At 42.0% G+C, this 13806-nt stretch carries 20 protein-coding genes; 15 read left to right on the top strand and 5 right to left on the bottom strand.

What is annotated here, in order from left to right:
- Window positions 1–22: 22 nt before the first annotated feature.
- Window positions 23–181 carry a DUF2256 domain-containing protein gene (locus AAA970_RS14835; RefSeq protein ID WP_338237672.1) on the bottom strand — a complete coding sequence of 53 codons (159 nt, stop codon included), beginning with the start codon at window positions 179–181 and terminating at the stop codon, window positions 23–25.
- 252 nt (window positions 182–433) lie between these two features.
- Between AAA970_RS14835 and AAA970_RS14830 the strand changes: the two genes are divergently transcribed.
- The 8 genes from AAA970_RS14830 to AAA970_RS27825 all read left to right on the top strand — a co-directional run bounded on the left by AAA970_RS14830 (window position 434) and on the right by AAA970_RS27825 (window position 4170).
- Complete coding sequence (locus tag AAA970_RS14830) at window positions 434–982, top strand: 30S ribosomal protein S16 (RefSeq protein WP_053406438.1); 549 nt, start codon at window positions 434–436, stop codon at window positions 980–982.
- Window positions 983–998: 16 nt separating this feature from the next.
- On the top strand, window positions 999–1526 hold the full coding sequence (gene rimM, locus AAA970_RS14825) for a ribosome maturation factor RimM (RefSeq protein ID WP_338237671.1): 528 nt from the start codon (window positions 999–1001) through the stop codon (window positions 1524–1526).
- 8 nt (window positions 1527–1534) lie between these two features.
- The gene (gene trmD, locus AAA970_RS14820; RefSeq protein WP_053406440.1) at window positions 1535–2230 is read left to right on the top strand and encodes a tRNA (guanosine(37)-N1)-methyltransferase TrmD; all 696 of its coding nucleotides are present in this window, start codon (window positions 1535–1537) and stop codon (window positions 2228–2230) included.
- Between the two features lie 75 nt (window positions 2231–2305).
- On the top strand, window positions 2306–2665 hold the full coding sequence (gene rplS, locus AAA970_RS14815; RefSeq protein WP_338237670.1) for a 50S ribosomal protein L19: 360 nt from the start codon (window positions 2306–2308) through the stop codon (window positions 2663–2665).
- A gap of 87 nt (window positions 2666–2752) precedes the next feature.
- Window positions 2753–3271, top strand: coding sequence for a GNAT family N-acetyltransferase (locus AAA970_RS14810; RefSeq protein WP_338237669.1), 519 nt, complete (start codon window positions 2753–2755; stop codon window positions 3269–3271).
- A 48-nt stretch (window positions 3272–3319) separates the two neighbouring features.
- Window positions 3320–3532, top strand: a complete 213-nt coding sequence (locus AAA970_RS14805) for a hypothetical protein (RefSeq protein WP_338237668.1) — start codon at window positions 3320–3322, stop codon at window positions 3530–3532.
- A 287-nt stretch (window positions 3533–3819) separates the two neighbouring features.
- A complete protein-coding gene (locus AAA970_RS14800; RefSeq protein ID WP_338237667.1) occupies window positions 3820–3981 on the top strand; it encodes a hypothetical protein in 162 nt (53 codons plus the stop codon).
- Window positions 3982–4170, top strand: coding sequence for a Fic family protein (locus AAA970_RS27825; protein ID WP_420916719.1), 189 nt, complete (start codon window positions 3982–3984; stop codon window positions 4168–4170).
- Window positions 4171–4209: 39 nt separating this feature from the next.
- Here the strand turns inward: AAA970_RS27825 and AAA970_RS14795 are convergent, their stop codons facing one another.
- The 3 genes from AAA970_RS14795 to glmS form a co-directional block, all read right to left on the bottom strand.
- Window positions 4210–4599, bottom strand: coding sequence for a hypothetical protein (locus AAA970_RS14795; protein WP_338237666.1), 390 nt, complete (start codon window positions 4597–4599; stop codon window positions 4210–4212).
- A 44-nt stretch (window positions 4600–4643) separates the two neighbouring features.
- Window positions 4644–5240 carry a 3'-5' exonuclease gene (locus AAA970_RS14790; RefSeq protein WP_338237665.1) on the bottom strand — a complete coding sequence of 199 codons (597 nt, stop codon included), beginning with the start codon at window positions 5238–5240 and terminating at the stop codon, window positions 4644–4646.
- Between the two features lie 108 nt (window positions 5241–5348).
- On the bottom strand, window positions 5349–7184 hold the full coding sequence (gene glmS / locus AAA970_RS14785) for a glutamine--fructose-6-phosphate transaminase (isomerizing) (protein WP_060684984.1): 1836 nt from the start codon (window positions 7182–7184) through the stop codon (window positions 5349–5351).
- 430 nt (window positions 7185–7614) lie between these two features.
- On the opposite strand from glmS, the gene radA reads away from it, so the two are divergent.
- From radA to AAA970_RS14770, 3 genes are all read left to right on the top strand, one after another.
- Window positions 7615–9009: a DNA repair protein RadA gene (radA, locus tag AAA970_RS14780; protein WP_338237664.1), complete on the top strand. Its 1395-nt coding sequence runs from the start codon at window positions 7615–7617 to the stop codon at window positions 9007–9009.
- A 76-nt stretch (window positions 9010–9085) separates the two neighbouring features.
- Window positions 9086–9469 carry a DUF5684 domain-containing protein gene (locus tag AAA970_RS14775; protein WP_338237663.1) on the top strand — a complete coding sequence of 128 codons (384 nt, stop codon included), beginning with the start codon at window positions 9086–9088 and terminating at the stop codon, window positions 9467–9469.
- A gap of 354 nt (window positions 9470–9823) precedes the next feature.
- On the top strand, window positions 9824–10549 hold the full coding sequence (locus AAA970_RS14770) for a hypothetical protein (RefSeq protein WP_338237662.1): 726 nt from the start codon (window positions 9824–9826) through the stop codon (window positions 10547–10549).
- A gap of 56 nt (window positions 10550–10605) precedes the next feature.
- On the opposite strand, the gene AAA970_RS14765 is transcribed toward AAA970_RS14770, so the two are convergent.
- On the bottom strand, window positions 10606–11190 hold the full coding sequence (locus AAA970_RS14765) for a porin family protein (protein ID WP_338237661.1): 585 nt from the start codon (window positions 11188–11190) through the stop codon (window positions 10606–10608).
- Between the two features lie 259 nt (window positions 11191–11449).
- Between AAA970_RS14765 and AAA970_RS14760 the strand changes: the two genes are divergently transcribed.
- The 4 genes from AAA970_RS14760 (at window position 11450) to AAA970_RS14745 (ending at window position 13801) form a co-directional block, all read left to right on the top strand.
- Window positions 11450–12112 (top strand): LON peptidase substrate-binding domain-containing protein, encoded by a 663-nt coding sequence (locus AAA970_RS14760; protein ID WP_338237660.1) that lies wholly within the window; start codon window positions 11450–11452, stop codon window positions 12110–12112.
- Between the two features lie 159 nt (window positions 12113–12271).
- Window positions 12272–12745 carry an NADH-quinone oxidoreductase subunit A gene (locus tag AAA970_RS14755; RefSeq protein WP_060684978.1) on the top strand — a complete coding sequence of 158 codons (474 nt, stop codon included), beginning with the start codon at window positions 12272–12274 and terminating at the stop codon, window positions 12743–12745.
- A gap of 21 nt (window positions 12746–12766) precedes the next feature.
- The gene (nuoB, locus tag AAA970_RS14750; protein ID WP_053406453.1) at window positions 12767–13282 is read left to right on the top strand and encodes an NADH-quinone oxidoreductase subunit NuoB; all 516 of its coding nucleotides are present in this window, start codon (window positions 12767–12769) and stop codon (window positions 13280–13282) included.
- Window positions 13283–13300: 18 nt separating this feature from the next.
- Entirely contained in the window at window positions 13301–13801 is a 501-nt protein-coding gene (locus AAA970_RS14745; RefSeq protein WP_338237659.1) for an NADH-quinone oxidoreductase subunit C, read from the top strand.
- The last annotated feature ends 5 nt before the right edge of the window (window positions 13802–13806 follow it).

Below are 13806 nucleotides of genomic sequence, written 5' to 3'. Positions count from 1 at the left end.
TTATATTCTTTTTAAAGCCCAATCAGTTACCCGCTGTTTGGGCTTTTTTTGTTTTGCGATTGGCCCTACATCTGTGACTACAGTATTTCACTTCTTCCCAATCCTTTGCCCATTTCTTTCTCCAGCTAAAAGGCCGGCCACAAGTTTTACAAATTTTTACCGGTAGTTGCGATTTCTTCATGTCTTCAAAACACTTTGTTGGCGGTAGCATCACAAGTTTGGCTACTTTTTTGCAAAAGGGGAATAGGCCAAAGGATGTTATGGGCATAAGCAAACGGTTAAGAATGAAACCGTATTTATTTTCAGCATGTTAGCGGTTTAATTTATTGGGGGAATTGTAACGAAATCCCAATAATTTTCTCTACCTTTGCCCCTCAATTAAATAGAAGGACGTGTTCCTTCGTTAACGTTAAACGTTTTTATAATTTAAAAAATGGCAGTTAAAATCAGATTAGCGCGTCGTGGACGCAAGAGACAAGCAATCTATAACTTGGTTGTTGCTGATTCAAGATCACCACGTGATGGTAAATTCATCGAGAACTTGGGTATCTACAATCCTAACACAAACCCTGCAACCGTTGATTTCAACGAAGATGCAGCTTTTGATTGGGTAATGAAAGGTGCTCAGCCTACCGATACTGCACGTGCATTGTTGTCTTACAAAGGAGTAATGTTCCGTAAGCACCTTCAAATTGGTGTGAACAAAGGTGCGATCACTCAGGAGCAAGCTGACGAGAAGTATAACGCATGGAAAGAAGCTAAATTGGCGAAGATCGAAGGTAAGATCGCTAAATTGGCGAACGAAGCTGACGCTGCGGCGAAAGCACGTTTTGACGCTGAAGCGGCTAAAAACCAAGCGCGTATTGATGCTATCGCGGCTCGTAAAGCGGAAGAAGAAGCTGCTGCTGCAGCTGCTGAAGCTGAGGTTGCTGGTGATGATGCAGAAGGAGAAGCTCCTGCTGCTGAAGAAACTGAAGCATAAGATTGATTAATAGCCGATGCGTATAGATCAGTGTTTTGAGCTGGGGTATATCACCAAAAGACATGGATTAGATGGATCAGTAAATGCTGTTTTAGATACAGATGATCCTTCAGTTTATATTGATTTGGAAGCGGTATTCCTGGAACATGGTGGAAGTTTGGTGCCTTATATTGTGGAGGATATCCGCATGAAGGGAGATCAGGCGATATTCACTTTTGAAGGGGTTGAAAGCCCTGAAGACGCTGACGCATTAAAAGGTGTAAAATTATTTCTGCCGCTTGATATCCTGCCGGATTTAGGCGAAGGAAAGTTTTACTATCACGAGATTGTTGGCTTCCGGATGCAGGATCGTCAGCACGGGGATTTCGGAATGGTTACCACCGTTTACGATAACGATAAACAACCTTTAATTGCAGTGGACTGTAATGGGAAGGAAGTTTTGGTCCCGATGGCGGATGATATTCTACTGAAAGTTGATAAGGAAGCAAAGGTAATTGAGACGCAATTGCCTGAGGGTTTATTGGAAGTTTACACAGAGGACTAAGCAGGGAAATGAGAATTGATATTATCACCGTGCTGCCGGAATTGATCGAAAGTCCATTGAGTCATTCGATCCTGAAACGTGCACAGGACAAAGGTCTGATCACCGTGGAGGTACATAACCTTCGCGAATTCTCTACCAATAAGTATCGCCAGATAGATGATTATACATTTGGAGGTGGTGCCGGAATGGTGATGATGATTGAGCCGATTGCCAAATGCATCGATTCATTGAAGGCAGAGCGCGATTACGATGAGGTCATTTACATGAGTCCGGATGGGGAGCGATTTGAGCAAAGTATTGCCAATGAGCTTGCGCTGAAAGGCGGCAACCTGATTATTCTTTGTGGGCATTATAAAGGTGTGGACGAAAGGGTGCGGGAGCACTACATTACGCGGGAGATCAGCATTGGCGACTATGTGTTGTCCGGTGGTGAGCTTGGTGCGGCGGTAGTGACGGACGCAGTAGCCCGATTGATCCCGGGAGTGTTAGGAGATGAAACTTCAGCACTTACTGATTCCTTTCAGGATGGTTTAGTCGCCCCTCCTGTTTATACCCGACCAAAGGAATACAATGGTTGGGAAGTGCCCAAAGTATTACTTTCCGGAGACCACAGCAAGATTGAGGCCTGGCGTTTTGAGCAATCCGTAAAGCGTACACAAGAGCGTCGCCCGGAATTACTCAAGGATGCTGATTCTAAAAATTAAAGAGCGGATCAGCCGCTCCTTTGAATTAAAATTATTCAACATGGTGCCCTGCGAGGGCACGATAAGATTACAATAATGAGCGATTTAATTAAATTCGTAGAAGCTGAGAGCAATGAGCGCCGTGCAGCGCTTCCTAAGTTCAAAGCCGGTGATACTGTAAATGTACACTGTAAAATTAAAGAGGGTAACAAAGAGCGTATCCAGCAGTACCAAGGAACTGTAATGCAGATCCGTAATGCAGGTTCTAACGGTGAAACTTTCACTGTTCGTAAGATCTCTTCTGGTATCGCTGTAGAGCGTATCTTCCCATTGCTTTCTCCAAACATCGACAAAATTGACGTTGTTCGTTTGGGTAAAGTACGTCGTGCACGTTTGTTCTACCTACGTGGTCGTCAAGGAAAAGCTGCTCGTATCAAAGAGCGTCGCGCGAAATAAAATTTTCGGATTCTTTTCGGGAATTAAAAATACGAAGCCGGCATCCTCAGGGTGCCGGCTTTTCGTGTTTTATTACTATTTTTTAGCATGATCATTTTTGAAACCTCCCGTCTGCAAGTCAGGTCCCTCAGCAACACGGATATTGTTGATTTATTATCAGTCTATCAGCAAAAAAAGAATATGCGCTACATTCAATCCGGCCGTACCGACTGGACCTATACGGAATTGAAAACAAAGGTGGAGCGCTGTAATCAGGGTGAAAACGGAGGGCTCTGGGGAATTTTTTTAATTGAAAATCAGCAGCTGATTGGTGAGGTTGGCTTGTTTGACTCTTTTGAGGATGCTACACATTTGGAGATGGGCTATATATTGGATCATTTTCATTGGCAAAAAGGATTGGGTTATGAGCTGGTGAAAGCACTGATGAATTATGCCTTTTCAGAATTAAGGATCAAACAATTGTCCGCCCGGATGTATGCCGAAAATCAAGGCTCCATAAAGTTGGCGGAGAAGCTGGGGATGAAAGTATATCAAAAAGGAAGGACTCCGGCAGGAAAGGCGTTTATGTGGTTTGTTATTGATAATTGCTTGGTAGTCAGTGATTAAATTGGTAGACTTGCGTTAGTAGTATAAAATCATACATTAGGAGACGCAATGATGGAAGAGTTAAAGGTAAAAAAGGCAGAAACCCTCGATGCAGAGGTCATTGCCTATGTCGAGGAATATGCGAAAAGTCACCATTTAAAATTTTCCACGGCTATGAATCAAATTTTACATAAAAGTAAAGAAGTGGATCGTCAGTTGAAAATGAGAGAACAGGAAGAAATGATCGATAAGCATTTGGAAATGTTTAAGCGCTTATCTTAATGGAACTACGAAGTACCTGATGATCAGGCGGGTAAAGCTACTCTCCTAACCTTAACCCGAATTATTCACCGCTAAATTTTATTCGTCAATCATAGCCGGTTTATTTTCAAGTCTTTGAAATCTATTTTCTTTGATTTATTATATCCCAAAGTTGGGTAAGCTTGCTTTCTCCTCATTCATCTGTTTCGTTGGAAAAAACTCGAAATAGGAAACTATTCCTTCATTTTTTCCGCCTTACAGCTAAACGAGGATTTAAGCTCGAATAATCCGGGTTAACCTATTTTTCAATGAATTATCCTAGCAAAGAGGAAATACTTTATTTCCATAAAATCCTGATTGATAAATCCGGAGGGAGTCATGGGATTATTGATATTGGGAAGCTGGATAAGATTTTGTTTTTTGTACAGGAAGATATTTATTCTCCTGATTTTTTCGATAAGGCTGCCTAATTGTTGTTTGCCATTAATTCCAATCATCCATTTCAGGATGGAAATAAGCGTATCAGTATTGTGACCTTTACTTATTTTGCCCTAATCAATAACGTTCCGAATGAACTGGTGGATGAATTTACAGGGAAGGGGGGCGGAAGATTTAGCCTCAGGGAAATATCAAATGGAAGCCCTCATCGAATTTCTTAAAGACAAATTAGGGCATTGGCGAGCATGAAATGCCTGAAACTACCCCAGGCTTAACAAACAGCAAACACCAATGATGATCCAAAATATCCACTGGAACATTTTTAATAGCCCTTTTTCAAGTTGACTATTGATGGCGATGGGGATTTGAACAATGGCAAAAGCCAAATAGCAAATTCCAATAAGGAGCGTTACATCCTCTGTACTTCGAAAAACAAAGGCATAATCAAATGCAAATCCCCAAAGCAGTACCGCCGAAATAAGCATCCAGACGGACATATAATGAAACAGGCTGTGCATGACCTTTCTAGGAATTATTCCAACATCCTGGCTCTCCAAAACGGGTTTTAAGAAATCCTTATCTCCAATGGTAAAGTGCCCGGCACAAGCCAGGCTACAGACTATTGCGGCGATTAAAAGCAGAAAATTCATTGTTATTAGAATAGTATATCCTTTTAACCATTTTCCGCATGATGTTACTCTGAAAGCGTCACTTTTTTAGCGATATCAAAACATGCCTGAAAGCATGCCAAGGTCAGTTCGCTATCTTCCAGGGCGTTGTGCTCCTCTCCTTCCCTTTTCAGCCCGAAGTATTCTGCGATATGGTTGAGTCCACGCCTTTTGGGCACCTCTTTGCCATTGTTTTCCAAAATCATAAAAGCAAAAGTGCTGATGCTTAGCAGATCAACAATTTTAAAGGAAAATGGCCATTTCATATTTTCCCGATAGTAAGCCTCACGCAGAAAGTTAATGTCGTTCATGACCCCTTGTCCGGCCAGGATAATATCACGCAGCTGATTGGTATTGTCACGATTTAGTTGCTCCATAATCCAATCCTCCATTTTCTCCAACACTTCGTACATGGCCGGAGCATCCATCAGATCATATTTGGAAAGCCCGTGAATCTCTTCTGATTTGGCCGAAATAGTGTTGATATTCTCTGGACAAACATTCGAGGAGAATTTGCTGATTTCCTTCCATCGGTCGTCCACCAAAACGGCCCCTACTTGAATAATATCGTGGATTTCCGGATCCGGACCACTCATCTCCAGATCAAAAACTAAATATGGCATAATTGAAAAAATGTTTGCGGTAAATATAAAGGTTTGTATGAATCCGCAAAAAGAAAAGGCGCATTCCCTTATCAGAATGCGCCTTAAAAATTGATCTATGGAAATTTTTTACTCTACAGTCACCGACTTTGCTAAATTTCGTGGCTGATCCACATTACAACCTCTCATTACGGCGATGTGGTAAGACAATAGCTGCAATGGAATGGTTGCAACAAGTGGCATGAAGGCTTCATGCGTGTTCGGCACCTCAATCACGTGATCCACCATTTTAGGAATCAAAACGTCCCCTTCGGAAACAATGGCGATCACTTTCCCTTTACGGGCTTTTACCTCCTGAATATTGGAAACTACCTTATCGTAAGAGCCATCACGGGTAGCAATGAAACATACCGGCATTTCTTCATCAATCAAAGCAATCGGTCCGTGCTTCATTTCTGCCGCCGGATACCCCTCTGCGTGGATATAGGAAATCTCCTTCAGTTTCAAGGCGCCTTCCAATGCCACCGGGAAGTTATATCCACGCCCCAGGTAAAGGAAGTTTTTGGCATCCTGATAAAGTTCCGAAATTCCGCGAATCTGTTCTTCGGACTTCAAAGCCTCTTCTACTTTTGCTGGAATCTGTTCCAAATGCGCCAACATTTCACGGAAGCGTGTTTCAGAGATGGTTCCTTTTTGCTGCGCTACTTTTAATGCAATCATGGATAGAACAGAAAGCTGAGCGGTGAATGCCTTCGTTGAAGCCACCCCGATTTCAGGTCCCGCATGCGTATAGACGCCGGCGTCTGAGATACGCGCAATAGAAGAGCCAACCACATTACAAACCCCTAATACGGTCGCTCCTCTGGACTTTGCTAATTCCATGGCAGCCAGCGTATCGGCAGTTTCACCGGATTGAGAAATAGCAATTAAAATATCGCCTTCGTGGATAACCGGGTTTCTGTAACGGAACTCAGAAGCATATTCCACTTCAACCGGAATACGGCAGAATTCCTCGAAAATGTATTCAGCAACCAAGCCCGCATGCCAGGAAGTACCACAGGCAGCAATGATGATACGATCCGCCTGGCGCAATTTGCTCAGATAATCGCTGATTCCGCCCAAGGTCAGTTGCCCTTCGCTTGCATTTAATCGTCCTCTCAAACAGTCATTGATGGATCTTGGTTGCTCATTAATTTCTTTGAGCATAAAGTGATCATAGCCACCCTTTTCAATAGCCTCCAACTCCAAATCCAAGAGGGTGATTTCCGGAGTGGAAACAACATCATCTGTATTTTTTATATGCAATTCGTTGCCACGAATTACCGCAATTTCATTGTCATTCAGATAAACCACTTCATTGGTGTATTCCACAATTGGAGTCGCATCTGAAGCCAGGAAGAATTCATTTTTTCCCAAACCAATCACCAATGGGCTTCCTTTTCTTGCTGCGATCATCAAATCCGGATCGTTTTTGGAAATGATCGCAATGGCGTAGGCTCCCACGACACGTTTCAACGCCAATCGAACCGCTTCTACCAAGTCTACATTGTTAGACTGTTGGATGTATTCGATGAAATGAATCAGGACCTCAGTATCCGTTTCAGAAGTAAACTCGTGGCCATGCGCCACTAATTCTTTCTTGACGGAGGCATAATTCTCAATGATACCATTATGAATAATGGCCAAATCTTTCGTTTGAGAATAGTGCGGGTGCGCGTTGACATCGTTTGGTTCTCCATGCGTGGCCCAACGGGTATGCCCGATTCCAATGGTAGATTGAGTGTTTTGATCGGCGATATGCGCCTGTAATTCGGCTACTTTGCCTTTTTTCTTATAAATGGATAATTCGGGGGTCAATAAGGCAATTCCGGCACTGTCATATCCACGGTATTCTAAGCGTTGAAGGCCTTTAATGATGATTTCCTCGGCCTGTCGGTGTCCTTTATAAGCAACAATTCCACACATAATTGGAGAAAGGTTTATCTAATTTTGATGGTTTTTATTTCAAAAATTTTCATGAAGTAAGCCATTTGTACTTGAATATCAAAAAAATGGCCATTACCGGATTTTATGCTCTAATGAGATTAAATAATTTTCTTTACTTATTTAGGTAACAGCGCATCGGTGTATACGGTTTTCGAAAAGAGTTGAATTTATTCAAGCAGAATATTATCTAAAAATGGAAGATAAAAATAGAAATAGGGTGAATTTGGAAGGGGGAATTAAAGTGGAGGAAAGTTAAATTTGAAGGAAAAGTATTTTTCATCAAAAATTAAAATTTCTATTTCATCTTGGTAAAATCAATTTTTTCTTCGCTAAAAAGTCTGATTTTAGGGATTGATTTTTTATTCCTGAGAAATTGTAGAAATTCGTTTTTCTCAAGATCAATATTCATATGGCAAAGGCAAAAGTTAAAACAGCGTATTTCTGTTCAAATTGTGGTTATGAGGCACCCAAGTGGCTGGGCAAATGTCCGTCCTGTCAGCAATGGAATACTTTTGCAGAGGAAGTGATTGAGAAAACGACAAAATCCAGATTTGCCAGTGGAGATGCGGTAGCAGCCGGAAGTTCTTTTCGAAAGACAGCTCAGAAAGCGGTAACGCTGAAAGATATTCAGGTACAGCAGGAAAAGCGTTTTGATGCGCAGGATACCGAATTGAACCGCGTACTTGGAGGAGGCATTGTGCCGGGCTCTTTGGTGCTAATCGGAGGGGAGCCCGGGATAGGAAAGTCTACTTTGATGTTGCAGGTGGCCTTGAAATTAATTGCACTAAAAGTACTGTATGTTTCGGGGGAAGAGAGTGCACAGCAGATTAAGATGCGTGCGGATCGCCTGCACAATAAGAACAATAACCTGTTTGTGTTGACCGAGACTGATTTGGACAAAGTGTTTAATCAGGTGAAGGAAATTCAGCCAGAAGTATTGGTGATTGATTCGATTCAAACCCTGGGATCCTCGCTTATTGATTCTGCACCCGGAAGTATTTCTCAGGTGAAGGATTGTACGGGAGAGTTGATGCGTTTTGCCAAAGAAACCAATACTCCCACTTTTATTATTGGCCATATTAATAAGGATGGGAATATTGCCGGCCCGAAGGTTTTGGAGCATATGGTGGATACGGTTTTGCAATTTGAAGGAGATCGCCATTTGAGTTACCGGATTTTACGGACGATTAAAAACCGTTTTGGATCCACCAGTGAACTGGGCATCTATGAAATGCGAAATGATGGGTTAAGAGAGGTGAATAACCCCTCAGAAGTATTGATTTCCCAAAGAGAGGAAGAATTAAGCGGAGTAGCCATCGGTGCAACCCTGGAAGGAAACCGCCCCCTTTTGATCGAAACGCAGGCTTTGGCCAGCCCCTCTACCTATGGAACGCCACAAAGAGCGACCACCGGATTTGACAATAAACGTCTTCAGATGTTGATTGCCGTACTGGAAAAAAGAGGTGGCTACCGATTGAGTATGCGTGATGTGTTTTTAAATATTGCGGGAGGGGTGAAAGTGCAGGATCCTGCATTGGATTTAGCGGTGGCTGCTTCTATGGTTTCTTCTTTTGAAGAAATAGCCATTCCGCCACACATTTGTTTTGCGGCGGAGATTGGCCTGGGAGGAGAAATCAGGGCTGTAACACATGTGGAATCCAGAATTGCGGAGGCGGAAAAAATGGGCTTCTCCACTATTTATGTCTCGAAGTTTGGATTGAAAGGCATAGATTTCAAAAAGTACGGCATTCAGATCAGGGCATTTGGCAAGCTGGAGGATATTTTTCAGGATCTTTTCCAATAAACGGCTGCAATAATTTTTACCTCAGAACACACTTTTTGAGAAAGATCAGTTATATGGTCAAACAAATTTGTGTTCTATGGAAAATTATGAAAATGCAGCCGGATCGGGTTTAGTGATGATCGTCTACTTTGCGTTGATCGTGATTCAAATTGTCGCTTTGTGGAAAATATTTGAAAAAGCGGGACAGGAAGGTTGGAAGGCGATTATTCCTATTTATAATATCATCATTTTATTGGAAATCATCGGAAAGCCCTGGTGGTGGTTGTTATTGTTATTTTTACCCATTATCAACTTATTTATTTATGTCATGATGTGTCACCTGACCTCTCAATCTTATGGAAAGGGCATTGGCTTTACCCTCGGGCTGATTTTTCTGAGTCCCATTTTTTACCTGATATTAGGCTTGGATAGCAGCATTCGATATTTGGGACCCGCTGGCGCAAGCGCGCAAACTTTTTAATAAGCTGATGAGGGTTAAGAAGAATAATGCCAAATGAAGAAGAATCATTTGGCATTTTTTTTAGATTTGTTTCACTAATTTAATCCGGATTATTCATTCTTAAATCCTCGTTTAGCGGTAAGGTGGAAAAAATGAAGGAATAGTTTCTTATTTCGATTTTTTTCTAACGAAACAGATGAATGAGGAGAAATCAAGCTTGCCTAAATTGGGGCTATTATAAATCAAAGAAAATATATTATAATAAGCTTAAAATAAACTACTTGTGCATGGTTGATGAATTTAGCGGTGAATAATTCGGGTTAATATCAGGAGGCTTGCTTCCAAACGTTTTCTTTTTTTACTGAATTCAAGTAAATGCCAAAAACTACCCTCTTTTCGAAATATGCCCTATGGCTGATGCTTTTGACCTTATGGTTTAAATCTCCTGTTTTGGGCCAGGGAAGACTGTATTATTCTCAGACCGAATTAGAAATGATTTTTTCTTATGCGGATCTGAATAATGAAGGTCTTAGCAGTGAAAGCCCCCTTCGGTGGGCACCGGTATTTAATATTCATACCCATTACCATTTTGATTTTAATCGACATTTTGGACTGTTCACAGGTATCGGAGTGAAAAATATGGGCTTTATCGCTAGTTATCCGGATATTAAACAGCGTATCAAACACCGCACTTATAATCTTGAAATCCCTATTGCCCTTAAATTCGGGAAATTGAATAAATGGCATTTTTATGGGGGCTATTCATTTGAAGTGCCCATTCATTATAAGGAGAAGTTGTTTTTGAATGGCGAAAAGGAAAGCGTTCGTCGTCATTGGTTTTCCGATCGTGCTCCTAGACTGATGCATGGCCTTTTTGCAGGAGTAGTTTTCCCATCGGGAACGCATTTGAAGGTGCAGTATTATTTGAATAATTTTCTGAACAAAGATTTCCAGACGGTAGATTTGGATGGAAATATTTTGATGCCTTATCAGGGTATTAATGCTAATGTTTGGGCTATTAGCTTGAATTTTCCGCTTACTAAAAACAATAAATTCTATTACCAAAAGTCCCCCACCTATCAGGCGAGTTTGAATTATTAAAAAAAAACGGAGCCCCATCATGGAGCCCCGTTTTTTACTGGGAAGCGGGGGTGATCCTATATCCGAACACCCAGCGTGATGTTAAAAGATCTGTTTTGAAAAGAACTGTTGGAGAAGGCCTGATCCAATTTAAAATTATCCGTCAGCCCCCAGCCGTAATCAGCATCTAATGTGAAGAAAAGGACGTCTACCCCTAAACCAGCTTTCACGGCCCATTGGGTAGATTGGGTATCAAAGACATCGGCAAAATTATTTCCATCTGTTTTGTAGCCAAAACCTACCTGAGGTCCGGCATAGGCACGGAATTTAAACATATCAGAATTGATGAATTGATAACCTACCATCACAGGAACTTCCCAGCCGGTCTGATCGAAAGATATATTACTTGTGCTTTGGGTAGCTTGAAGGTCATTCAGGTCTACCTCGCTGCTGTATTTGGTATAGAAAAGTCCTGGTTGAATAAACCATTTATCCCCGATGCGAACACTGGCTCCAAATTTATAGCCGGCTTTTGCATTGAATGCATCATCATTTGGTTTTGCTATGGTAACCCCAGCAGCGGGGATGAGGTGAACCTGAGCCTGGCTTTGGAAAGCCAAAAGTAAGAACAAACCTGAGAAAATAAATTTCAGCTTTTTCATAATCGTTAAGTTTTGAGTCCTTGTATTTTTTTTAGGATACTTGTTGCTATATTCCAAAGGCCATGCCAAAAATGATTGATTGTAATCTAACGCTTTGAACTTGAATAATATGGAATTTAAATGCGTTAATTTCTTAATCGATTTTTCCTGGTTAAGAGCGAAAAATAGGAGAGCAGGTGGTGAGTGTTTAGATCCGCTTTTTCTGTTTATTATTGGTCATTTCTATAATCAAAGGACTAAATCAAGCCGTTAAAAAAATATGCTACAATCATACATCCCATTATTTCCCCTCAAAATTGTGGTTTTTCCCTCGGAGAAAGTGAACCTGCATATTTTCGAAAGAAAGTATAAGCAAATGGTACACGATTGCCTGCGGGGTGATCGTTTATTTGGAATCCTGTCGGCAGTGGATAATGAAAAGATGTATGGTACCTCTGTGTATTTGCGTGCGATTAACAAAGTGTATCCGGATGGCAGAATGGACATTCAGGTGATGGGGCAAAGAGCTTTTATTGTGGAAGAATTTGATGAAGTAAAGACTTCCAGAGAATATTCTGCTGGCTTAGTACGCTATTTGGATAATGATATGGAGGTGGATGAGGATAAAGTGCTGGAACTTAAGGAAAAGGTGCGGGAGTTTTTCCAGTCCTTAGAAATGGTGGGACGGGTAGAATTCAATCAGCAGCCCAAAGCTTTTGGTATTGGCCACTATTTGGGCTTGTCCCTGGAACAAAAGTATGAGTTGCTGAAGATTGAAGAAGAAAAGGGACGCCAGCATTATTTGATCGAACACTTGAAGGCGACCATTCCCATTGCCAAACAGTTCAATGAGGCCAAACGCCGGATCCGGATGAACGGGCATTATAAATACTTTGATCTAGGAGATCCCATTGATCCTGATTTTCCGATGGGAGAGAATTAAGGACTTAATTCTCAACAAGCCAAATTATATTTGTTTGGATTGTAATTATTTCGACATCAAAGTGACATTTCCGATCTTTTAAAAATTGGCATTTTCATTTTTTCAGGGAGCTCATTAGCTTTGTCTTGCATTAGTGCATTTTTATATCAACATTTCGTTATGATCGCCACTGAAGTCTCCGCTTTCGGAGAAATTCTCTTATATATCATCGGTTCGGTACTTTTCGTACTGCTGACCTATTTCGGCTCCTGGCTTTTTCGTCCGCATCGTCCTAATGAGGAGAAAAATACCACTTACGAGTCCGGAGAAGATACCGTAGGCACCGCCTGGGGCCAGTTCAATATGCGCTTTTATATTGTCGCATTGCTGTTTATTCTCTTTGAAGTAGAAATTATCTTTTTATTTCCATGGGCCACGGTCTTTGGTGATGCACAATTGATCGCAGAAACCGACGGCATGTGGGGCTGGTTTGCTATCGTGGAGATGTTCGTCTTTATCTTTATTTTGGTATTGGGACTGGCTTACGCCTGGGGCAAGGGATTCCTGAATTGGGATAAGCCGGAGGTGATTCCGCCCAAAGTGGATACCAAAGTACCGGATCAGTTGTATGATGCGGTGAATAATCGTTATTAAACCACCCTTAAAACTTTTACAATGGGATTATTGGATCAGGAATTTACCAAGGGTGGCGTGATTGTGACCAAGGTAGATGATTTATTGAATTGGGCGCGTCTTTCTTCCCTGTGGCCGATGGGCTTCGGACTGGCTTGCTGTGCCATTGAAATGATGGGTGCCTATGCTTCTAATTATGATTTGGACCGGCTGGGCGTTTTTCCAAGAGGAACACCAAGACAGTCTGATGTGATGATTGTAGCCGGCACGGTAACTTTCAAAATGGCGGATCGGATCCGCAGATTGTATGAGCAAATGGCGGAGCCCCGCTATGTGATTTCTATGGGCTCCTGCTCCAACTGTGGAGGCCCTTATTGGGACCATGGCTATCATGTGGTGAAAGGCGTGGATCGCATTATCCCGGTAGACGTTTATGTGCCGGGTTGTCCGCCCAGACCGGAGGCACTGATCGGTGGTTTTTTGAAGTTACAGGAAAAAATCCGACAGGAAAGCCTGATGGCTCCGACTGCCGTAGAGGAATTATTAAAAGAAATGTAGTCCCTGAATTGGTCAATCATGAATTTTGAAGAAATCGTCAATCGTATTACCGCCCGATTCGGGGAGGAAATGATCCTTTCGCAGCATTTGCAGGATCACCCCCACTCTATCACGGTGGCCGCAGAAAATATCCATCCGCTTTGTGCTTTTCTGAAAGATGAAGAGGAACTGTATTTTGATCAGCTCTCTTGCCTTTCCGGAACAGATGACGGGCCCAAAGCCGGCACGCTGGGTGTGGTCTACAACCTGTACTCTATTCCGTACAATCACCATTTGATGATTAAGGTGAAATTGCCGAGGAATGAGGAAAAGGAGGAAGCACCGAAAATTGCCACCGTTTCAGACTTATGGAAAACGGCAGACTGGCATGAAAGAGAGGCTTTTGACCTTTATGGGATTCATTTCAGTGATCATCCGGATTTGAGGAGAATTCTCCTTCCTGCCGACTGGGAGGGGCATCCAATGCGCAAGGATTATGAGGCGCAGGAGTATTATCATGGCATAAAAGTGAAGTATTAATTTTC

Source organism: Persicobacter diffluens (genome assembly GCF_036244895.1).
In the GTDB taxonomy this organism is placed as follows: Bacteria; Bacteroidota; Bacteroidia; order Cytophagales; family Cyclobacteriaceae; genus Persicobacter; species Persicobacter diffluens.
This window is presented reverse-complemented; position numbering and strand designations above follow the sequence as displayed.